A 20,946-nucleotide genomic window follows, 5' to 3' on the forward strand; every position below is an offset into this window, starting at 1 on the left:
GTCACGCGGGGGCGGTATCAGCGGCGTGCGATCGATGGGATCGATCGGCACGCCGCTTGCATTCCCCGGCGACTTCACGCTCACCCGAGGAATGCCCACCATGCCCGTCCCCTCCGCCCGGCGCAGTTTCATCGTCCACCCGCTGGCCCTGGCCGCAGCCCTCGCGCTCGCCGCCCCGGCCTTCGCGCAGCAGCAGCTGCAAGTCGTGACGGTGACCGCCGAGCGCCGCGTCGAGAACATCCGCGACGTGCCGAGCTCGATCTCCACGCTCAGCGGCGAAGCGCTCGATGTGCTCAATTCCAGCGGCCAGGACATCCGCCAGCTCGCCGGCCGCGTGCCGAGCCTGAACATCGAATCCTCGTTCGGCCGCGCCTTCCCGCGCTTCTACATCCGCGGCCTCGGCAACACCGATTTCGACCTGAACGCCTCGCAGCCGGTCTCGCTGGTGTTCGACGAGGTGGTGCAGGAGAACCCGATCCTGAAGGGCTTCCCGATCTTCGACATCGCGCAGATCGAAGTGCTGCGCGGCCCGCAGGGCACCCTCTTCGGCCGCAACACCACCGCCGGCGTGGTCAAGTTCGAGTCGGTCAAGCCGGTGCTGAAGAAGACCGAGGGCTATTTCTCGATCGGCGCGGGCACCTTCAGCAGCGTCAATGCCGAAGGCGCGTTCAACATCCCGCTGTCCGACGTGCTGGCCGCGCGCATCTCGCTGCAATCGCAGCACCGCGACGACTGGGTCAAGAACACCTACGCCGCCGGCCCGACCAAGGAGATGGAGGGTTACGACGACACCGCCGGCCGCGTGCAGTTCCTGTACCAGCCGTCGAAGGATTTCAGCGCCCTGTTCAACGTGCACGGCCGCAAGCTCGACGGCACCGCGCGTGTCTTCCGCGCCAACATCTTCAAGCCCGGCACCAATGACTTCGTCGACGGCTTCGATCCGAAGAAGGTTTCGCACGACGGCAAGAACGAGCAGGACCTGACGAGCGACGGCGCCAGCCTGCGGCTGCGCTGGAACTTGGGCGCAGTGACGCTGCACTCGATCACCGGCTACGAGCATGTCGAGGTCTACAGCCGCGGCGACATCGACGGCGGCTTCGGCGCCTTCTTCCTGCCGTCCTCCGGCCCGGGCTTCATCCCCTTCGATGCCGAGTCGGCCGACGGGCTGCCGAAGCATCGCCAGCTGTCGCAGGAGTTCCGCGTCGAGTCGAACGCCAGCGGCCCGCTGAAGTGGCAGGGCGGCGTCTACCTGTTCGACGAAGAGATCCGCATCGACAGCTTCAACTACTCGTCGATCGGCGGCAATGCGCAGAACGGCTACGCGACGCAGAACCAGGAGAACCGCGCCTGGGCGGTGTTCGGCTCGGTGAACTTCAAGGTAAGCGATGCTCTCGAGCTGCGCGGCGGCCTGCGCTACACGAAGGACAAGAAGGACTTCGTGGCCGAACGCTTTCAGGCACCGCCGTTTACACCGGAGTTCACCGGTCGCCTGACCAAGGAGACCAGCGCCTCCAATGTGAGCGGCGACCTGAGCGCCACCTACGCACTAGACAAGACGACCAATCTATACGGTCGGGTCGCCACGGGCTTCCGCGCGCCCTCGATCCAGGGCAGGCTTCTGTTCCCACCAGGAAACGCCCCGGCCGAGAAGTGGGTTTCGGTGGCCGACTCCGAGAAGGTCACGTCGTATGAATTCGGCGTCAAGAGCGATTTCCTTGGCGGCCGTGCGCGCATCTCGGCCGGCCTGTTCCACTACACGATCAAGGACCAGCAAGTGACCGCGGTCGGTGGCGCCGCCAACTTCAACCAGCTGGTCAATGTCGAGAAGACGATCGGCAAGGGCGTCGAGCTCGATTTCAAGCTGCTAGCCACGGACAACCTACTGCTGGGCTTGAGCGCCAGCTACAACGACACGAGGATCCGCGACAAGAATCTGTTCGTCGATGCCTGCGGCTCCGGTTGCACAATCCGAGACCCGATCATTGCCCTTGCAAAGCCCGACGAGGGCAAGTTTTCTCCGACGGTAGCGATCGACGGCAACCCGCTGCCGCAGGCGCCGAAGACGGTGGTCAACCTGAACGCCCGCTTCGCGATGCCGACGGGCAACGGCGAGTGGTACGTCTACACCGACTGGTCGTACCGCTCGAAGATCAACTTCTTCCTCTACGAAGCGGTCGAGTTCACCGGCAAGCCGCTGACCGAGGGCGGGCTGCGCATCGGCTACATCTGGGGCAATGGCAAGTACGAGGCCGCGGTGTTCGGCCGCAACATCACCGACCAGGTGCGTGCGGTCGGCGGCATCGACTTCAACAACCTGACCGGCTTCATCAACGATCCGCGCACCTGGGGTGCGCAGTTCAAGATGTCGTTCTGATCGGGCGTTAGCCCGTAGCCCGCCCTGCGGCCCGGCCGCAGGGCCCTAGCGGCGGCAACTGGGCTGCAGCGGTGGCTGCAGCACCCCTTTCAGGCAGGCCCAGCCGACGCCGCCGGTGCCCGGGGCGATGGTGTCGCGGTGCACGATCGTGCCGCCGTTCGGCACCACGGTTTCCTCGCCGGTGTCGGGCGTGCAGACAACGCCGGCGACGGCCCAGGACTTCGGCGCGTCGCAGTCGGCGCGGTTGATCAGGGTCGAGCCGCTGGCATCGGTGGTGACGACGATGCGGTCGAGCACGCGGTCGTGGCCGGAGCCGTTGGCGCGGAACGGCGTCGCCAGCGGATCGAAGCTCGCCGGGTCGAGGCCGGCGTCGATCAGCGCCTGCCGGATCACCGCGTTGTTGCGGATCGCGCTGACCGCCGCGGCCACCGCGTTCGGATGGGCCTCGATCAGCGCCGGCGTCAGGCCGGCCGCGCCGGGAAAGCCCGCGGCGTTGGCCACTTCGGAGGCGATGCGGTCGGTCAGCCCGGTGACGGCGATGAAGATGTAGCCGTTGGGCTTGAGCGGTTGGATGCTGATCGAATGGCGCACGATGCCGTCGGGTCGCGTCACCCGCACCAGGAGCGGCGGCACGAAGCCGGTCAACTTGACGCGGAAGTAACCCTGGCCATCGGTGGTCGCGCTGGTGCGCCTGCCGTTGCGATCGGCCACCTGCACCAGCGCGCCGACGATCGGCGCGCCGTCGCCGGCGGTGCCGTCGCCGGAGGCGCCGCCATCGGCCGCGCCGCCGTCACCGCCGAAGCTGTCGACCAGGTGCGTCACCGGCTCGCAGACCGCGCCGTTGTTGCGCACCAGCGTGCCGGCGCTGCAGGTGAAAGTGGCGCTGCCGGTCGCCGTGCCGGTCGCATCGCTGAAGGTGAAGCTGCCGCCGTCTCCGATCTGCGCCGGCACGCTGTCGGCGGCACAGACGCTGCCGCCGGCCGTCCAGGTGACGTTCTCGGGCCGGCAGACCACCGGCGGCGGCGGCACGCAACTCGCCGTGCCGAGCAGCGCCAGCACGCCATTGGCGCAGCCGTAGCGCGCGCTGCCGACCGCTTGCGCCGAGGCCTTGAAGACATGGGCCGCAGCGCTGGGCACCTGCGCCGGCTCACCGGCATTGACCACGCAGTTGGTGCCGGCGACGGTCCAGCTCAGGCCCGCGGTGTTGCAGGCCAGCGCCTCCGCCGGCTCGCACACCGGGTTGCCCTTCGGCGCCAGCGTGCCGTCGTTGCAGGTGTAGCTCGCGCTGCCGCGGGTCGGGCCGGTCGCGTCGCTGTAGGCCACCGAGGCGCCCGAGGCGACATCGCCGATCTGCTGCGCGTTCGGCGTGCAGGTGTTGGCGCCGACGGTCCACGACGCCACTGCGGCGCACGAGCGCGCCGCCGGCGTGCAACCGTTCGGATTCACCAGACAGGCGAAGGAATCGATCTCGCCGACGTACAGCAGGCCGCCGCCGCTCACCGTGCCCTGCACGAAGACCTGCGTGCCGGCCACCGCGACATGGTTCTGCTGCCCCGGGTAATAACGGTAGGTGTACGCGCCCAGCACCCGATCGGCCTCGTGCGTCGGAAACAGCTCGGGATAGGTCAGCTCGGCCCAGTCGAACAGCGCGGTCGGCGTCGGCGCCGGCGACGCGGCCGCCGCGGCGGGCTGCGTGGCCTGGCGCGTGCGCACCGCCGCTCGTTGCTCCCCATCGCGGCCTCCGCCGCAGGCCGCCACGAGAACACAGGCGACGGAAAGCACAAAGCGCGAGCAGCGAATCTGCATGGCGTCTTCAGGCCGGCGGACCATCTGAAGTCGATTGCGCGATCATGCGCTGGACAGCATCTCGCAAGCCGGGAAGGTCGTTCTCGATGATCGACCAGACGATGCTCAGATCGAGGCTCAGATAGGCGTGGACAACGATGTTCCGGAAGCCCGAGAGCTCACGCCAAGGCTGGCCGGGCTCTGTGCTCTTGACGGCGTCGGACAGCCGTTGGCTCGACTCCGTCAGCATCTGCAGGTTGCGAACAACCGCGTCCTGCACCAGAGACGAAGCGTCGAACCGTTGTCGAATGCCACCGGTGTAGTCGCTTATGCGCGCAAGGCAATCGGCCATGTGGGCAAGCAGCACCGCATCGCTCTCGGTACTCGGCGTCATAGCGGCACCGCTTCCGACAGAACACGATCGCGCAGCGCCGGATAGAGACCCTGTTCGGTGACGATGTCGACGCGGCGTCCCAACAACTCCTGCGCGTCCAGCAGCAGGCCACCCAGCGCCAGTCCACTCGTGCCCGGCATCAAGGTCACCAGCAGATCGACATCGCTGTCGTCCCGGGCGTCGCCACGGGCCATCGAACCGAACACCTTCACGTCCACCATGCCTCGCCTTCGGGCGAGCGCACGAAGGGCTTCGCGGTTGGTCTCGATGAGCGGATGCATTGCCGACGGGGAAAGGAGCGCAGCCTACAGCTTCACCGGCCCGTCCGTCGACGGCGACGGCAAGGTCGCCGCCGCCTCGCGCGCCTGCTGCTGGCGCGTGCGGTCGGCGTAGTTGTCGGCGCGCGCCAGCTGCTCGCGGATCATCGTGTTGTTCTGCCCCATCACCTCGATCGCCTTGGTGCGGAAGTTGTCCATCGCATCCATCGCCTGGAAGGTCTGGTCGAACATCTCCTTCATCTTCTCGATGCCGAGCATCGGGTTCTGCGCGAACTGCGTGGTCTGGTCGACGTGCTGGTTCAGCGCGCGGCCGGTCTCGCTGATCAGGTTGCCGATCGTCGCGTTGACGCCCTGCAGCATCTCCATCACGCGGATCTGGTTGCCGGTGGCGCGGGCCACCGTCTGCGCCACCGCCAGCGCGCTCATGCCGGTGGTGGCGACGCGGGTGCAGCCGTTGATCATCTCGCGGCCGGTCTTCTTCAGCACGTCCAGCGCCAGGTAGCCGTTGATGCACACCGCCTGCTGCGTCTGGAGGTCCTGCAGGTTCTGCCGCGCGTAGAACAGCACCTCCTGGCGCAGCGCCTGCGCGCGCTGCGGGTCGCTGGATTCGAGCGACTTGACCTTCTCTTCCAGCCGCGTGTCGAGCACGGTCGCGAAGCGCGATGCGGCGGCGAGCTTCTGCATCGCCTCCCACAGCGTCGTGCGCGTCGCCTCGATGTCGATGACGTCCTTCTGCATGTCGTCGCGCGCCGCATAGAGCTGGGACATCGAGCCCTTCAACTGCTCGGCCGCGCTCTGGTACTTGCGGAAGTAGGCCTCGAGCTTGTTGCCGAACGGGATGATGCCGAGCAGCTTGCGCGGCTGCATCAGGTCGCCGTCGTTGCCGGGGTTCAGCTCGTCGAGCTGCGAGCGGATGTCGGCGATCGCTTTGAAGGCCGCCGTGTCCTCGACGCCGACGAAGTTGCGCTGCATGAAGCGGCCCTGCATCAGCGACGAGGCGTTCGACACCTCTTCCTTGCCGAGCGCGAAGGCGCTGTCCAGCCGCGAACGGAAGGCCTCGGAATTGAGGTCCTCGCTGGCCAGCGCGTCGATGAAGCGCAGCACCTGGTCGTCGACCTGCTTCTGCAGCTCGGGCTTCAGCGGCACGGCCTCGCGCGCGGCTTCCGCCGGCACGGCGTGGATCACTTCAGGGGCCTCGAGCGTGAACGCGGGCGCGGCGGTCTTCGTGGTGGTCGGGGGGGTGCTGCTCATCGGGTTTTCTCCTTGGTGGAATCGCCCAGGGAAGCGGTCATCGACGGGGCTTCGGCGCCGGGCAGGCCGCCGGGGCTGAACTTCTCGCTCAGGAACTTCGAATGCACGAGGAAGGCATGCGCGTCCTGCGACGCGAGGTCGTCGCCGAGCTGGCGCACCTTGCCCTCGAGCTCGACGATGGTGTCCTTGAAGGTGTCCTGCGCGGTCTTGCCGTTGGACAGCAGCTTCGTCGTCGCGTAGGACGCGGGGATCGACAAATAGGTGTTCAGCGCGTCCGGCAGGTAGCTGATCGCGATGTGGCGGGCATGGAAGCTGTCCTGCAGCGACAGGCTGCCGCGTGAACGTTCCCATTGCTGCAGCAGGCCTTCGAGCGCCTTGCACAGCTCGAGCACGCGCGCCTGCAGGCTGGCCGGGATGCGGTTGTCCGGGTTGTGCTCGGTCAGCCGGCGCACGCCCGACAGCGCCCGCTCCATCGCCTGGCGCGCATCACCCTCGTCGCTGAACTGCAGCGCCTCCCACTCCGGCTCCTTGTTCCACGGAAAGCCCAGCCACAGGCCGCCGACCGCGAAACCGGCGGCGTAACCGATCACCGCGACGCCCAGCCCCAACGTGCCGAGCAGGCCGAGCGCCTTCAGCACCAGCACGACGCTGGCCAGGCCGAGGCCGACCCAGTTGGCGGGGGAGAGGAACCAGCGGACGATCATGGCTGATCACTCATGACGACAGGTTCGACCGCCAAGATTATTCGCCCTCAAAGTAGTCAGTATCAATTCTCTTGAGCTCATACGTGCCGATCTTGGTCACTGCGACGTTGTGATCGACCATCAAGGTCGCGAGCGATTCTCCATCCACGAGAATGATCTTCGTCGCGATGAAGTTCGCGTAGTCGATGGCTTCTCGCGTATAGCCTGATGTGGTGATGAACACCCCCTTGCTGGCGCGCTGCCCTTGAAGCGCTCCCGCGAACTTCTGGATCTCCGGCCTACCGACGGCACCTTCCCATCGCTTCGCCTGGATGTAGATCACATCGAGTCCCAAGCGATCTTCCTTGATCATTCCGTCGATTCCGCCGTCGCCACTCTTCCCAATGGCACGACCTGCGTCCTGTCGCGAGCCACCGTACCCCATCGCGACGAGCAAATCGACGACCAGCCTCTCGAAGAACGCAGGCGAAGCGCCTTTCACCTGCTCGAGCAATTCCGCCTCCAATTCCTTTCGCACTCGGTGGTAGGCGAGTGCCATCGCGTCCTCGGGGGTCTGCTCCGCAATGGGCGCAGCCGCCACGGTGTCGGCACCTTCGTCTTCCTTTCCTCGAGCACGAAATGCGCGGAAGCTCTCATACTGGTTCAAGACGGTGTTGTCGATCCTCGCGGGACTCCTCGCCAACAGTGCCTTGCCCTCGGCAGAGATCCGGAGCACCCCCCGCTTCGGGGCCTCAAGTAGGCCGGCTTGCTTCAAGTACGTCCGCGCCCACCCGACTCGATTCCCAAATACATGTGCCGTTCCACTTGGGAGAAGTTCCGATCGCTCGGCATCGGAAAGAGCAAACTCGTCAGCGAGCTTCTCGACGACCTCTCGAAATGGGTGCTCTCGCCCGTCTGCTGCGAGGCGGAGCAGTGGAAGCATGGCGGTCTGATAGTCAGGAATCGGCATCGTGGCTCGATCTAGGCTGCCCCAATCTTGCGCAACGACTTCGGAAGCAAGTGATTCAGGATTCTCAACATCTCCGGGACCAGCGGTTCGATGTCCGCCATGCGGTTACTGCGAGCAACCAGGACGAGGATCGCGATCGGCAGCTCGGACAAGTTCTGCTGAAACTCGATGTTCTGATCAGCGGTCACGAACACTTCGAACTGCGTCGCGGCAAGCGCCAGCAGCTTGCCATTCTTCACGCCGGCCCAGCCCTCTCTTGGCACCGTCGAAACCTCATGCCCCGTCAGCAACGACCCGAAGCGGCGCGGAACTGCTTCGTCAAGCAGGATGCGCATCGACCGTCAGCGCCGCACGCGCTTCTTCGAGCACATCCACCGCCAGTTCGCGGCTGACCGAAGGAAAGTCGGACAGGAACACCTCAAGCGGATCACCGGCTTCGAGGTGATCGAAGAGCGTCTTGATCGGGACGCGGGTTCCGGCAAACACCGGTGCGCCGCTGTGGATGTCAGGGTCGACCGTTATCAAGTGCTTGTTCATGATCCTGCCTCGCGAAATGCGCGTTACTGATACGCACGAATGTCCTTGAACACACCGTACAGCGGCGTCTTGCGCGCATCGAAAACCCGGCCGCCGGTGGTCGCGACCAGGTCCTTCAGCGCGGTCTCGTTGGCCTCGCCGAACAGCACCAGGAACACCGGGATGCCCTTGACGTCCTCGGGCAGCGCGGCGTAGTCGCGCTTGAACTGCTCGAGCGAGCGGCCCTTGTTGTTCTCGCCGTCGGTGAAGGCCACCACCGAGTACTGGTAGCGCGGGTTCTTCTGCTTCTCGGCCAGCATGTGCTTGAGCGATTCGTAGACCGCGTCATACAGCGCGGTGCCGCCGGTCATCGCCAGCTTGTCGGCGAAGTCGCGCACCTGCGCCAGCACCTGCTGCTTGGCCTCGCTGTCCTCGCGCAGCTGCACGCCACGCGCGCCGGTGGCCGGCGCTGGCACCTCGAACGAGGTCAGGCCGTAGACCGACTCGGAGAACGGCTGCAGCCAGAGCTTCTCGCGGTCGGTCAGCCGCGCGATGCGGCCGGTCAGCGAGGCGTCGGCGCCGGCGATGTAGTGGATCGCCTGCACCAGCTGCGCGCGGCGGCCGCCGCCTTGCATGCTGCCGCTGGTGTCGAGCACGAAGGTCGAGGCGATCGGCGTGCGGAATTCGTTCAGGTAGGCGGCGATCAGCCCGTCGGCGAGCGCCCGGTCGGGCGAGAACGGCAGCTCGACCTGCAGGCCCTGCTTGGGCAGCAGCTCCTCGACGCGCGCCGCGAATTCCGGCTTGATCGGGCGCCTGAGCGTCTGGCGCGCCAGCCACAGCTGGGCCGCCTCGCCCTTCAGGTAATCGACGACCTTCTGGTAGTCGGCGCGCCGCGCATCGTTGAGCAGCATCAGCGGGTAGTCGGCGGTGGCAACGCCTTCGTAGGGATAGATCAGCTGCAGCTTCTCGCGCAGCTTGCCCGAGCCGTTCAAGCTCAACAGCCAGCTCTCGTAATTGATGAACGCATTGACCCGCGTGCCCTGCTGCAGGATGAACTGCTCGGACAGGTAGGTCGAGTTGTCACCCGGCAGCTTGTAGCCCTTCAAGAAATCGGCGATCGCGCTGCGGTCGACGTCGGCGGCGCTCAAGGCCTCGGTCTTGCCGCTGGCCGACGCGACGACACCCATCAGCGCCATGAAGCCCTGGTTCGAGGTGGCCGGGTTCGACAGCGCGTAGTTCAGCTTGCCGGCCTTGGCGGCGGTGGCGATCTGCTTCCAGGTCAGCTTCGAGGCCACCGCCGGGTCGTTCCAGCCGATGCGCTTGGCGTCCGACTCGCTGATGCCGATGGCGATCGGCGACAGCATGATCTTTTCCTGCAGCTTGACACGCGACTGGCCCTGCGCATCGGACAGCAGGTACTTGGCGTTGGCGAACCACGCGGCGTCGGCCTTGGTCGCGCCGGTCAGCACGGCCTCGGTGCTTTCCATCGTGCCGCCGAACTGGAACTTCAACTTCACGCCGGTGGCCTTGGCGACCATCTCCTCCAGCGGCTGCACGTCGCGCAGGTCGCTGGTGGCGAGGATCTTGAACTCGCCGCCGTCGGCGATCGCCGGTGCCGACGGCTTCGGCGCCGGCGGCGTCTCCTCCTTGCCGCAGCCGGTGACGATCGCCAGCGCAGCGAGCGCCGAGAACAGGAAACCGCGCCGCATCCACCTCATTGGGTCATCTCCTTGGCCACCGTATCGATCATCTCGGCCATCAGCTCGAACGACGGCGGGTCGACCACCTGCGTCACGCGCGGCTCGACCGCCAGCCCGGTCGGCTGCACCGCCTGCACGAAGCGCTGCGTGTCGGCGACGCGGAAGCCGTATTCGACGGCGATGCTCTGCAGCTCGGCGTTGTTCGCCAGCAGCTCGGACAAGGCCTTCGCACGATCGTTCATGCCGATGAAGACGACCTTGTTGATGATCGTCGGCTGCGGGTACAGCAGCACCATGTCGGCGGCCACGCCCTTCTTCTGCAGCGCGTAGTGCACCAGCTGGTTCTCGTAGATGAAGGCCAGCGGCGTCTTGCCGATGCCGATCGCCACGTAGTCGTCGAAATTGCCGTTGACGTAGTTCTCCTGGTAGCCCTGGCGCTTGAACAGCTCGGCGAGCTTCAGCGCGCTGGCCTGCGCGGTGGCGCGGTCGGTCACCACGTCGCCGTTCAGCGCATGGCTGGTCAGCGCCAGGTACATCGCCGCGGAGTTGCTGCGCCGCACGTCGGTGGTCGACACCAGCACGCTGCGGCTGACGTCGTAGGCGCCGGCGTCCTTGAACTCGCGCCACTTCTTCTTCGCCAGCATCGCCTGCGTCAGCTTGGTCATGTCCAGGCCGTAGACCTTCGGGCTCAGCGGCTTGGCGATGCCGTTGGCGACCAGGATCTTGGCGATCGGCTCCCACGAGGCGATGACCATCGGCGTGAAGAACGGCGCTGATTGCGCGGCGGGCAGATTGGCCTTGCGCGCCGCGTCGACGATCTGGTTCGCGGCGACGACACCGGAGGGGAACAGGAAATCCGGCGCCGCGCCGGCGACCACCTTGGCCGCCATGTCGCGGCTGCCGACGCGCGTGACGGCCACCGGCAGCTTGTTCGCCGCCAGCACCTTGATCACCCGCGGGTCCTTGAAGAAGGGCTCGACGTCGAGCGCGATGACGCCCTTCAACTCGACCGCCGTGGCGATCGCCTGCTGCTCGATGCGCTGGACGTCGTCACGCTGCTGCCCGCGCAGCGCGAAGAACAAGGCCGCGCCGAAACCGGCCAGCAGCGCCAGCGTGATGACCGTGCGCCCCGTCTTGGAGAGTGCCGCCATGTACCTGCCTTGCAAGGCCACCTCCTTGGTGGCGGGGGCATGATAAGGCGGCGACCGACCCCTGCGAACGCTATGCGATGGATGGCATCAGCGCGGCGCCAGATGCACCCCGGCCAGCATGCAGCGCACCGGGCCACCCACCCACTCTCGATAATGCGAAACCCATGGACGACACCCAGCTGCTGCGCTACTCGCGCCACCTGCTGCTCGACGAGATCGGCATCGAGGGCCAGCAGCGCCTGCTGCAATCGCACGCGCTGGTGATCGGCGCCGGCGGGCTCGGTTCGCCAGTGGCGCTGTACCTCGGCACGGCCGGCGTCGGCCGGCTGACGCTGGTCGACCACGACACGGTCGACCTGACCAATCTGCAGCGCCAGATCGCGCACAACAGCGCGCGCATCGGCCACCCGAAAGCCGAATCGGCGCGCGACAGCATTGCGGCAATCAACCCTGACGTGCAGGTGCATGCGGTGATCCAGCGTGCCGATGCCGCCTGGCTGGATGCCGCGGTCGCCGCGGCCGACGTCGTGATCGACTGCAGCGACAACTTCAAGACCCGCCAGGCGGTCAACGCGGCCTGCGTCACGCACGCCAAGCCGCTGGTATCCGGTGCCGCGGTCGGCTTCGACGGCCAGGTCTCGGTCTACGACGTGCGCCGCGCCGGCGCCCCGTGTTACGCCTGCCTGTTCCCGCCCGACGCGACGACCGAAGAAGCGCGCTGCGCGACGATGGGAGTGTTCGCGCCGCTGGTCGGCATCATCGGCACGATCCAGGCGGCCGAGGCGCTGAAGCTGCTGGCCGGCGTCGGTTCGTCACTCGCCGGCCGGCTGCAGATGCTGGATGCGCGGACGATGGAGTGGACCGAGATCAAGCTCGCCCGGCAGGCGGATTGCCCCGTCTGCGCTGCGGTCCGGGAGGCTCAGGCGCCGAGCTGATCGGCGAGCGTCAACAGGTCGGCGATGCGATGGTGCGGCGTGCCGCGCGGTGCGGCCGGCGGCGGCAGGTCGGGCCGTTCGATCCACGCGGCGCGCAGGCCGGCGCCCAATGCGCCGTCGACATCGAGCACGCCGTCGTCGCCGATGTGCAGCACCGCGCCGTGCGCCGCACCGGCGAGCGAACACGCATGGTGAAAGATCGCCGCCTCCGGCTTGCCGCGGCCGAATTCACGCGCGCTGACCGAGGCGCGGAAGTAGCGCCCGAGGCCGACCCGTCCGACGTCGGCATTGCCGTTCGACACCGCGACGATCGGCCAGCGCGCCGCCAGCCGGTCGAGCGCCGGCAGCACGTCGGCGAACAGGTCGACGCGCTGGCGCTCCTCGAAGAAGGCCTCGAAGGCCGCTTCGGCGAGCGCCGGGTCCTCGTCGTGTTGTTGCAGTGCACGACGGATCGATTCGAGCCGGATGCGCGACAGGTCGTGCGCCCAGCCCGGCTGCTCGGCCGCCACCGCGTCGCGCAGCAGGCGCAGCGTCTTGCGGTCGTGCGCCGCGGCGGTCGCCGGCGCGTGTTCGGCGAGCCAGGCGATCAGCCGTGCCTCCGCCCGTTCGATGGCCGGCCAGACCGGCCAGAGGGTGTCGTCGAGGTCCAGCGTCAGGGCAGCGAGCGTGATCATTGGAGCAAATGGTAGTGCCGAGGCTGTCGTAAGCTCGCGCGAATGGACAGCACCCCCCCGCCGGATCTCACCGCCCGCAACTTTCCGACCGCCGAGGAAGATGCCCACCTCGTCCAGGAGAAGAGCCGCTACGGCGGCCCGGAGAGTGCCTACAAACTGGCCTTCACCGACACCGAGTTCCTGCTGCGCGAGGAACTGCGGCCGGTGCGCATGCAGCTCGAGCTGCTGAAGCCCGAGCTGGTGCAGCACGAGCACGGCATCGAGTCGACGATCGTCATCTTCGGCTCGGCGCGCATCCTGCCGCCGGAGGTCGCGCAGCAGCGCCTCGACCAAGCACGCGCCAGCGGCATCGAGGAGAACGAGCGCCGCGCCGAAGCCGCCGTCGCGATGAGCCTGTTCTACGACGAGGCGCGGCGCTTCGCGGCGCTGGTGACCGAGCGCTCGCGCACGCTGGACACGCCGATCTACGTCGTCACCGGCGGCGGGCCGGGGATCATGGAGGCGGGCAACCGCGGTGCCTTCGATGTCGATGGCAAGAGCATCGGGCTGAACATCGTGCTGCCGCACGAGCAGGAGCCGAACCAGTACATCACGCCGGAGCTGTGCTTCCAGTTCCACTACTTCGCGCTGCGCAAGATGCACTTCGTGATGCGCAGCATCGCGCTGGTGTGCTTCCCCGGCGGCTTCGGCACGCTGGACGAGCTGTTCGAGGTGATGACGCTGATCCAGACGGGCAAGAGCCGGCGCCGGCCGATCCTGATGTTCGGCCGCGCGTTCTGGGAGAAGCTGATCAACTGGCAGCACCTGGTCGACACCGGGATGATCAGCCCGGGCGACCTGCAGCTGTTCCACTTCGTCGAGTCGGCCGAGGACGCCTGGTCGCGCCTGGCCGAACACTACGGCTTCGACGCGACGCCGACGATCACCGGGCGCTACGCCGAGGACATCTGACGCGGCAAGACCAGCCGCGCCTCCAGCCCGCCGCCGCCGGGGCGATTGCGCAAGCTCAGCTCGGCGCCTAGCGCCTCGGCCAGTCGCTGCGCGATCGCCAAGCCCAGCCCGCTGCCGCCGCTGGCGCGGTTGCGCGAGCCTTCGAGCCGCACGAAGGGCTGCATCACCGCGGCGAGCTGCGCGTCGGCGATGCCGGGGCCGCGGTCGCGCACGGCGATGACCACCGCGGTCGGTGAGGTTTCCAGCGCCAGCTCGGCGGCGCCGGCGAACTTCAGCGCGTTGTCGACCAGGTTGTCGACGATGCGCTTCAGCGCCCGCGGCCGTGTCGGCAGCACCAGCGGCGCCACCGGCTGCCAGTCGAGCGCCTGGCCGGCATCGGCGCGCTCGCAGGCCAGCGCGTCGAGCAGCGCGGCGATGTCGACCGGCTGCTCGGCTTCGGTGGCCGCGTGCGCGCTGCGGGCGTAGGCGAGACCCGCTTCGACGAGCTGCTGCATCTCGGCGAGATCCGCCTGCAGCTTGTCGCGCAAGCCTTCGTCTGCCAGCTGTTCGCAGCGCAGCCGCATGCGCGTGATCGGCGTCTGCAGGTCGTGCGACACGGCGGCCAGGATCTGCACCCGCTCGGCGATGCGCTCGGTGGTCTGTTCGGCCAGGCGCCGCTGCATCGTGTTGAAGGCGATCGCGGCTTCGCGCAGCTCGCTCGGGCCGGACTCCGGCAGCGGCGGCGCGGCCGGGTCTTCGCCCAGGCGCGTCGCCGCGGCCGCCAGCGTCGCCAGCGGCCGCGTGACGAGGCGCGCGGCCACCACCACCGCGATGCCGATCACCAGCGCCTGCAGCCCCCAGCGCCAGCGTGCATCGTCGCCCAGGCGAACGGCGCCCTCGCGCATCACCAGCCAGCCGGACAGCCAGTAGGCGGCGAGCAGCCCGGCGACGAGGATCGCAGCGATCCTGCCCTGCAAAGAACGCGGCCACAGGTTTATCACGTGTCCTCCGCCGGGCGCACGTCGGCGCTGAACACATATCCCTCGTTGCGCACGGTCTTGATCAGCCGGGGCTCGCGTGAATCGTCGCGCAGGCGGCGGCGCAGCCGGCTGACCAGCAGGTCGATCGAGCGGTCGAAGGGGTCGGCATCGCGGCCCTGCGTCAGGTTCAGCAGCTGGTCGCGCGTCAGCACGCGCTGGGCATGGTCCATCAGCACGCGCAGCAGGCGGTACTCGCCGCCGGTCAGGGTCACCAGCGCGCCGTCGGCATCGAGCAGGTGGCGCGCGGTGGTGTCGAGGATCCAGCCCTCGAAGGCCAGGCGGCGCGCCTCCTGCAGCCGCTGCAGGTTCGGCGGCAGCGCGCGCGTGCGGCGCAGCACCGAGCGGATGCGCGCCAGCAGCTCGCGCGTGGCGAAGGGCTTCGCCAGGTAGTCGTCGGCGCCCATCTCGAGGCCGAGCACGCGGTCGGCCTCGTCGCCGCGGGCGCTGAGCATGAGCACCGGGATCTGCGGCACGTCGCGGCTGCGCAGCTCACGGCACAGCGCCAGGCCGTCCTCGCCGGGCAGCATCAGGTCGAGCACGATCAGGTCGACCGCCTGCTGCGCCAGCACGCGGCGCATCTCGTGCGCCTGCGTCGCCTGGCTGACGCGGTAGCCGGCGGCCTGCAGGTAGTCGCTCAGCAGCCCGAGGAGGGGCCGGTCGTCGTCGACGAGCAGCAGGTGATCGGGGCGTTGCATCGAGCTGGACCTTAGTGGACGCGACGTCCGGCGGACGCGGCGTTTGTATCGCAGTTTGTCTGCGGCGGCGCGGGATACGCGGCGCGACCGATCAGGGCGGCGGCGAACACATCGGCGATACGCGCGCCCGCTGCAATGGGCTTGTCGATTCACTGCCCTGGAGGCCCCCGATGTCCCCCGCTTCAACCTTCGCTGCACGCGCTGCCGCACTGGCCCTGTTCCTCGCCCTGTCCGCAAGCACCCACGCCGCCGATCCGCGCGGCCGCTTCATCACCGCCAGCGGCAACCTCGAGGTCGACGTCGCGCCCTGCGGCGAGGCGCTCTGCGGCACCGTGAGCCGCGTGCTCGCCAACCAGTCGATGAGCAGTCCCGGCGCGGCGATGCAGGCGGCAGACGGCCGCGATCCGCTCGGCCTGCCGATCCTGCGCGGCTTCGTGCCGGCGGAATTCGATGCGCCGGCGGCCGACGGCACGCGCGAGCCGCGGCAATGGCGCGGCGAGGTCTACAACCGCGAGAACGGCAAGCACTACGCTGCCCTGCTATCGGTGGATGAGCGTGGCGACCTGGTGCTGCGCGCCTACGTGCTGCTGCCGCTGTTCGGCAAGACGCAGGTCTGGACCCGCGTTGCCGCCGCAGCGGCTGCGCGCTGAAAGGCCACTGTGATGGAAGGCCTCCCCACCTGGAACCTGGCGCTCGCCGCCGCCGCCGGCATCGCGACGATCGCCAGCCCCTGCGTGCTGCCGGTGCTGCCCTTGCTGCTCGGCGCCGGCAGCAGCGGCAGTGCCGCGGCCGCCGGCGAGCGCTGGCGGCCGCTGGCGCTGGTCGGCGGCTTCGTGCTCGGCTTCGTCGCGCTGGCGCTGCTGTTCGGCGCCTCGGCCCAGGTGCTCGGCATCCCGGCCGAACGCGTGCGGCAGGCCGGCGCACTGCTGCTGCTTCTGGCCGGTGTCGCGATGGCCTGGCCGGCCTTGGGCGAACGGCTCTTCGCACCCGCCGCGCGTTGGGCCGAAGCGCTGCAGCAGCGTCTTCCCGCGCGGCCCGACGGTCTGCTCGGCACGGCGCTGCTCGGCCTGGCGCTCGGCGTCGTCTGGGCGCCCTGCGCGGGGCCGGTGCTGGCCGCCATCCTTGGGCTGCTCGCCGGCGCCGAGCGCAGCGAAGCGGCGCCGCTGCTGACGGCTTACGCGCTCGGCGCCGGCCTGCCGATGCTGGCGATCGTCGGCGGCGCGCGCTGGGCGCTCGAGCGCCTGCGGCCGGTGGCCCGGCATGCCGTGCGCATCCGGCGGGGCCTCGGTGCGCTGGTCATCGCCACCGCCGCGGCGATGCTGGCGCAGGTCGACACGCAAGCGGCCGCCTGGCTTGCACAGCAGGCATCGTCGGTGGCGGCCGGACTGCGATCGCCGTTCGTGCCGCCGAGCGTGGAGATCGAGGCCCGCGATGCGCCCCAATTCGGCGCGCCCGCGCCCGAACTGGCCGGCCTCGACGCCTGGCTCAACACGCCCGGCGGCGCGCCGCTGACGATCGACAGCCTGCGCGGCCGCGTGGTGCTGCTCGACTTCTGGACCTTCGGCTGCATCAACTGCGTGCGCACGCTGCCGCACCTGCGGCAATGGCACCAGCGCTACGCCGAGCGCGGCCTGGTGGTGCTGGGCGTGCACACGCCGGAGTTCGCGCACGAGCGGCCGCTGGCGGCGCTCGAAGCCGCCGTGCGCCGCCACGCGCTGCGTTATCCGATCGCCCAGGACAACGGCTTCAAGACCTGGAAGGCCTATGGCGTGCAGGCCTGGCCGACGCAGGTGCTGATCGACCGTCAGGGCCGCATCGCGCTGCGCCACATCGGCGAAGGCGACGAGGCGGCGATCGAGCGCCGCATCGAACAATTGTTGGACAGCCCGCCGTGATTCCTTCGGCGGCGGCCCTCGGGCACCGGGGGTCGCTGCACATTCTGCGGCCGGGGTTACCCGCTACGGTTGGAAGTTCGGCGGCGCTGCGGCAAGAATCCGCGTCATGAACAAGCGAGTCTCCCTGATCGGCGCGCCGACCGACATCGGCGCGGGCAGCCGCGGTGCCAGCATGGGCCCCGAAGCGCTGCGCGTCGCGAACATCGGCCCGATCCTCCAGAGCCACGGCCTCGAAGTGATCGACCGCGGCAACCTGAGCGGCCCGGCCAACCCGTGGCAGACGCCGGTCGAGGGCTACCGCCACCTGGCCGAGGTGGTCGAGTGGAACCGCCTCGTGCACGAGGCGGTGCATGCCGAGCTGAAAGGCGGGCGGCTGCCGATCCTGCTCGGCGGCGACCACTGCCTGGGGCTGGGCTCGATCAGCGCCGTCGCGCGCCACTGCCGCGAAGCCGGCAAGAAGCTCCGCGTGCTGTGGCTCGATGCGCATGCCGACTTCAACACCAGCGACCTGACGCCCAGCGGCAACATCCACGGCATGCCGGTGGCCTGCCTGTGCGGCTACGGGCCGAAGGAACTGGTCGAGATCGGGGGCCACGTGCCGGCGGTGAGCCCGAAGTGGATCCGCCAGATCGGCATCCGCTCGGTCGATGCCGGCGAGAAACGCCTGGTGCACGAGGCCGGGCTCGAAGTCTTCGACATGCGCTACATCGACGAGATGGGCATGCGCCACACGATGGAGCTGGCGCTGGCCACGCTGGATGCGAACACGCACCTGCATGTCAGCTTCGACGTCGATTTCCTCGATCCCGATGTCGCGCCGGGCGTCGCCACCACCGTCAAGGGCGGGCCGACCTACCGCGAGGCGCAGCTGTGCATGGAGATGATCGCCGACTGCGGCGCGATGGCCTCGCTGGACGTGATGGAGCTCAATCCGGCGCTGGACGTGCGCAACGCCACCGCGCACGTGGCCGTGGACCTGATCGAGTCGCTCTTCGGCAAGAGCACGCTGATGCGCGCGTAGATCCGGGTCGGACCGCGCCCTACTCCCGCTCGACCCGCAGCACCGGCATCGTCGTCACGTCGGCCACGCCGTCGAGCCGCGCCACCGCGTCGCGGTGGTCGTTCAGCTCACGCATCGTCGTCACCGCCACTTCGACCACCAGGTCGATGTCGCCGCTGACCGAATAACAGCGCCGCGTGCCGGCCAGCGCATTGATGCGCCGGATGGTGTCCGGCAGCGGCGTGCGCTGCAGGCGCAGCAGCAGGAAGGCGCGCACTGCTGCCGGCTCGAGCGCTTCGCCCAGCTCGGCGCGGTAACCGCGGATCACGCCGGCGCCCTCGAGCTTGGCGATGCGCTCGCGCACCGAGCTGCGCGCGAGACCCACCTCGGCGGCCAGCGTCTTCAGCGGCGTGCGGGCGTCCTGCAGCAGCAGCTGCAGCAGCTGTCGGTCCTTGTCGTCCATCGGTCGAAGTGTGGCGGTGCGGTGGCCAAAGTGGCGGTGGACGGCCCGCAAGTGGCGGCCGCGCCGCGCGCATCGCCGTGCCACGATGCGCCGATGCATCGTAGAGCAGCCACCATGGGATTGATCGCCGCCCCCGCCGCCGCAGCGAACACCGTGCCCGCCGCGCGCGCGAGACACCGGGCACTGAATCCGACCGACGTGTCGTACTGCCAGGCGCATGAAGTGAGCGGCCATTCCCGGCTGCTCTACGTCAGCGGCCAGGTGCCGGCCGACGCCGCGGGCCACGTGCCGCCGGACTTTCGCAGCCAGTGCCGGCTCGCGTGGGCCAACGTCGAGGCGCAGTTGAAGGCCGCCGGCATGGGCTTCGACGACCTGGTGAAGGTCACCGTGTTCCTGGCGGACCGTAAGTGGCGCCAGCAGAACTACGAGGTCCGCCACGAGGTGCTCGGTGCGCGCTCGCCGGCGCTGACGATCGTCATCACCGGCATCTACGACGAGGCCTGGCTGCTGGAGATCGAAGCGGTGGCCGCGGCATGAAGGTCGCCATTGCCGCCATAGGCGCCACGCTGTTCGCGGCCACGAGCCTGGCGCTGGCCGAGGCCACGCCGCGGCGCTGGACACCGGCCGCCATCGCCAGCGACCAGTACGAATCGTCGCCGACCTTCTCGCCGGACGGCCGCGAGCTGGTCTTCATGCGCGCCGACCCGGCGTTCCGCCGCTACCACCTGCTGGTGTCGCGCTGCGAGCACGGCCGCTGGACCGCGCCCGAGCCGCCGCCCTTCGCCGCGACAGCGCGCGTCGACGAAGCCGACCCGTTCATCTCGCACGACGGCCGGCGGCTGTACTACATCTCGACGCGCGACAAGCCCCGCACCGGCGGCGAAGCCGACTTCGACATCTGGCTCGTCGAACGCCAGGCCGACGGCCGCTGGGGCACGCCGCAGCGGCTGCCGGAGCCGGTCAACTCGCCAGCTTCGGAGCTGCTGCCGCGCGAGGATGCGCAGGGCCGGCTGCTGTTCGGCTCCAGCCGCCCGGGCGGGCTCGGCCTGGGCGACATCTACCGCGCGACAGCGCAGGCCGACGGCCGCTGGCAGGTGGCGAACTTCGGCGCGCCGGTCAGCAGCCCGGCCAACGAATACGAGGCCGAGCTGTCGCGCGACGGCCGCACGCTGGTCACCGTCGCCGACCGCGGCGACCGCTCGCACCTCTACCGCTACACGCTCGATGTGCAGGGCCGCTGGATCGAGCAGGGCCGCGTGCCGGCGCGCGCCGACGTGTTCCAGGTCGGCCCGCTGCTGTCGCCGCGCGGCGAGCGGCTGCTGTTCGCGCAGGCCGACGGCGCGCGCTCCGGCGAGCTGTTCCTGATCGACCTGGTACCGCAGCCGACCGAGGACTGGCCGCCGCGCTGCGGCCCGTGAAGCCCGCCCGCATCGGCGACCGCTGATCCGCATGCCGGGAGGCCAGAATCCCGGCATGCCGATGCCGCGCCTGGCCGCCCTCGTCCCGTTGCTCGCGGCCTGCGCCGCTGCCCACGCCGATCCGGGTTATTACGTGCTGAGCAGCTACGGGCTGGCCCCCGGCACCAGCAGCGCGGAGCTGCGCTACTGGACCGTCAAGCCACGCGGCGAGCCGGAAAGGATCTGGCCCGAGCTCGGCATCGGCCACGCCGTCTCGAGCCGCTGGTCGACGCTGCTGCTGGCCAGCTTCATCGGCAGCTCGAACCTGCATGTGCGCTCCAGCCTGTGGAGCTGGCAGAACAACCTGCAGCTGACGCAGGGCGAGTGGCCGGTCGACCTGGCACTGCACGCGAACCTGATCCGCCCCGCCGAGCGGGCCAACGGCCACACGCTGGAATTCGGCCCGCTGCTGCAGACCGACGTCGGCCGCGTCCAGCTCAACGCCAACCTGCTGTTCGAGCGCCGCTTCGGCGCCGACGCGCCGCGGCCGACGCAGCTGAAATACCAGTGGCAGTTCCGGCACCGTTGGCGAGCGCAGCTGCACTGGGGCCTGCAAGGCTTCGGCGAGCTGGGCGAGTGGGATCATTGGGCCCCGCGCGATCGGCAATCGCACCGCGGCGGCCCGGCCCTCTTCGCCAGCCTGCCGCTGTCGCCGGGGGTGACGCTGAAAACCCATGCCGCGCTGCTGATCGGCAGCACCTACCGCGACCATGGGCGCATGCTGTCGCTGCGCATGGCCTGCGAGTTCTGAAGGA

At 69.0% G+C, this 20,946-nt stretch carries 23 protein-coding genes; 9 read left to right on the forward strand and 14 right to left on the reverse strand.

All coding sequences use genetic code 11. The features are described 5' to 3' along the window. The first annotated feature begins 100 nt into the window (after positions 1-100). Positions 101-2,374: a TonB-dependent receptor gene (locus HLB44_RS28360; RefSeq protein ID WP_246312508.1), complete on the forward strand. Its 2,274-nt coding sequence runs from the start codon at positions 101-103 to the stop codon at positions 2,372-2,374. Between the two features lie 45 nt (positions 2,375-2,419). Here HLB44_RS28360 and HLB44_RS28365 read toward each other — a convergent pair whose 3' ends face one another. The 10 genes from HLB44_RS28365 to HLB44_RS28410 all read right to left on the reverse strand — a co-directional run bounded on the left by HLB44_RS28365 (position 2,420) and on the right by HLB44_RS28410 (position 11,117). After that, a complete protein-coding gene (locus tag HLB44_RS28365; RefSeq protein ID WP_173131002.1) occupies positions 2,420-4,087 on the reverse strand; it encodes a hypothetical protein in 1,668 nt (555 codons plus the stop codon). 100 nt (positions 4,088-4,187) lie between these two features. Then, a complete protein-coding gene (locus tag HLB44_RS28370) occupies positions 4,188-4,553 on the reverse strand; it encodes a HepT-like ribonuclease domain-containing protein (protein WP_173131005.1) in 366 nt (121 codons plus the stop codon). Further along, positions 4,550-4,834 (reverse strand): nucleotidyltransferase family protein, encoded by a 285-nt coding sequence (locus HLB44_RS28375; protein WP_173131008.1) that lies wholly within the window; start codon positions 4,832-4,834, stop codon positions 4,550-4,552. The genes HLB44_RS28370 and HLB44_RS28375 overlap by 4 nt, the downstream gene beginning before the upstream one ends. Before the next feature lie 24 nt (positions 4,835-4,858). After that, a complete protein-coding gene (locus HLB44_RS28380) occupies positions 4,859-6,082 on the reverse strand; it encodes a toxic anion resistance protein (RefSeq protein ID WP_173131011.1) in 1,224 nt (407 codons plus the stop codon). Further along, on the reverse strand, positions 6,079-6,786 hold the full coding sequence (locus tag HLB44_RS28385; protein WP_173131014.1) for a hypothetical protein: 708 nt from the start codon (positions 6,784-6,786) through the stop codon (positions 6,079-6,081). Before HLB44_RS28385 ends, HLB44_RS28380 begins: the two co-directional genes overlap by 4 nt. A gap of 37 nt (positions 6,787-6,823) precedes the next feature. Further along, positions 6,824-7,708 (reverse strand): restriction endonuclease, encoded by an 885-nt coding sequence (locus HLB44_RS28390; RefSeq protein ID WP_246312509.1) that lies wholly within the window; start codon positions 7,706-7,708, stop codon positions 6,824-6,826. 38 nt (positions 7,709-7,746) lie between these two features. Next, the gene (locus HLB44_RS28395) at positions 7,747-8,070 is read right to left on the reverse strand and encodes a DUF5615 family PIN-like protein (protein ID WP_173131020.1); all 324 of its coding nucleotides are present in this window, start codon (positions 8,068-8,070) and stop codon (positions 7,747-7,749) included. Then, a complete protein-coding gene (locus tag HLB44_RS28400; RefSeq protein WP_173131023.1) occupies positions 8,054-8,272 on the reverse strand; it encodes a DUF433 domain-containing protein in 219 nt (72 codons plus the stop codon). Before HLB44_RS28400 ends, HLB44_RS28395 begins: the two co-directional genes overlap by 17 nt. Before the next feature lie 23 nt (positions 8,273-8,295). After that, a complete protein-coding gene (locus tag HLB44_RS28405; protein ID WP_173131026.1) occupies positions 8,296-9,969 on the reverse strand; it encodes a vWA domain-containing protein in 1,674 nt (557 codons plus the stop codon). Next, positions 9,966-11,117 carry a hypothetical protein gene (locus HLB44_RS28410; RefSeq protein WP_173131029.1) on the reverse strand — a complete coding sequence of 384 codons (1,152 nt, stop codon included), beginning with the start codon at positions 11,115-11,117 and terminating at the stop codon, positions 9,966-9,968. Before HLB44_RS28410 ends, HLB44_RS28405 begins: the two co-directional genes overlap by 4 nt. Positions 11,118-11,266: 149 nt before the next feature. On the opposite strand from HLB44_RS28410, the gene HLB44_RS28415 reads away from it, so the two are divergent. Then, positions 11,267-12,037: a HesA/MoeB/ThiF family protein gene (locus HLB44_RS28415; protein ID WP_173131032.1), complete on the forward strand. Its 771-nt coding sequence runs from the start codon at positions 11,267-11,269 to the stop codon at positions 12,035-12,037. Here the strand turns inward: HLB44_RS28415 and HLB44_RS28420 are convergent. Next, a complete protein-coding gene (locus tag HLB44_RS28420; protein WP_173131035.1) occupies positions 12,022-12,711 on the reverse strand; it encodes an HAD family hydrolase in 690 nt (229 codons plus the stop codon). The two genes, HLB44_RS28415 and HLB44_RS28420, sit on opposite strands and share 16 nt — an antisense overlap. Before the next feature lie 42 nt (positions 12,712-12,753). Between HLB44_RS28420 and HLB44_RS28425 the strand changes: the two genes are divergently transcribed. Further along, positions 12,754-13,662: an LOG family protein gene (locus HLB44_RS28425; protein WP_173131038.1), complete on the forward strand. Its 909-nt coding sequence runs from the start codon at positions 12,754-12,756 to the stop codon at positions 13,660-13,662. On the opposite strand, the gene HLB44_RS28430 is transcribed toward HLB44_RS28425, so the two are convergent. Beyond that, the gene (locus tag HLB44_RS28430; RefSeq protein ID WP_173131041.1) at positions 13,644-14,642 is read right to left on the reverse strand and encodes an ATP-binding protein; all 999 of its coding nucleotides are present in this window, start codon (positions 14,640-14,642) and stop codon (positions 13,644-13,646) included. The two genes, HLB44_RS28425 and HLB44_RS28430, sit on opposite strands and share 19 nt — an antisense overlap. Then, on the reverse strand, positions 14,639-15,376 hold the full coding sequence (locus HLB44_RS28435) for a response regulator (RefSeq protein WP_173131044.1): 738 nt from the start codon (positions 15,374-15,376) through the stop codon (positions 14,639-14,641). The genes HLB44_RS28430 and HLB44_RS28435 overlap by 4 nt, the downstream gene beginning before the upstream one ends. A 170-nt stretch (positions 15,377-15,546) precedes the next feature. Here HLB44_RS28435 and HLB44_RS28440 point away from each other — a divergent pair, with 170 nt between their 5' ends. The 3 genes from HLB44_RS28440 to rocF all read left to right on the forward strand — a co-directional run bounded on the left by HLB44_RS28440 (position 15,547) and on the right by rocF (position 18,292). After that, a complete protein-coding gene (locus HLB44_RS28440; RefSeq protein WP_173131047.1) occupies positions 15,547-16,026 on the forward strand; it encodes a DUF2147 domain-containing protein in 480 nt (159 codons plus the stop codon). A 12-nt stretch (positions 16,027-16,038) separates the two neighbouring features. Further along, positions 16,039-17,271, forward strand: coding sequence for a cytochrome c biogenesis protein/redoxin (locus HLB44_RS28445; protein ID WP_173131050.1), 1,233 nt, complete (start codon positions 16,039-16,041; stop codon positions 17,269-17,271). A 106-nt stretch (positions 17,272-17,377) separates the two neighbouring features. Beyond that, the gene (gene rocF, locus HLB44_RS28450) at positions 17,378-18,292 is read left to right on the forward strand and encodes an arginase (RefSeq protein WP_173131053.1); all 915 of its coding nucleotides are present in this window, start codon (positions 17,378-17,380) and stop codon (positions 18,290-18,292) included. A 19-nt stretch (positions 18,293-18,311) separates the two neighbouring features. Here the strand turns inward: rocF and HLB44_RS28455 are convergent, their stop codons facing one another. Next, entirely contained in the window at positions 18,312-18,734 is a 423-nt protein-coding gene (locus tag HLB44_RS28455; RefSeq protein ID WP_173131056.1) for an Lrp/AsnC family transcriptional regulator, read from the reverse strand. A gap of 114 nt (positions 18,735-18,848) precedes the next feature. Between HLB44_RS28455 and HLB44_RS28460 the strand changes: the two genes are divergently transcribed. The 3 genes from HLB44_RS28460 to HLB44_RS28470 are packed head-to-tail and all read left to right on the forward strand — an operon-like array spanning position 18,849 to position 20,942. Beyond that, on the forward strand, positions 18,849-19,271 hold the full coding sequence (locus HLB44_RS28460) for a RidA family protein (RefSeq protein WP_173131058.1): 423 nt from the start codon (positions 18,849-18,851) through the stop codon (positions 19,269-19,271). After that, on the forward strand, positions 19,268-20,152 hold the full coding sequence (locus HLB44_RS28465; protein ID WP_173131060.1) for a TolB-like translocation protein: 885 nt from the start codon (positions 19,268-19,270) through the stop codon (positions 20,150-20,152). The genes HLB44_RS28460 and HLB44_RS28465 overlap by 4 nt, the downstream gene beginning before the upstream one ends. A gap of 55 nt (positions 20,153-20,207) precedes the next feature. Further along, the gene (locus tag HLB44_RS28470) at positions 20,208-20,942 is read left to right on the forward strand and encodes a hypothetical protein (protein ID WP_173131062.1); all 735 of its coding nucleotides are present in this window, start codon (positions 20,208-20,210) and stop codon (positions 20,940-20,942) included. The last annotated feature ends 4 nt before the right edge of the window (positions 20,943-20,946 follow it).

This window comes from Pseudaquabacterium terrae, from assembly GCF_013266755.1.
In the GTDB taxonomy this organism is placed as follows: Bacteria; Pseudomonadota; Gammaproteobacteria; order Burkholderiales; family Burkholderiaceae_C; genus Pseudaquabacterium; species Pseudaquabacterium terrae.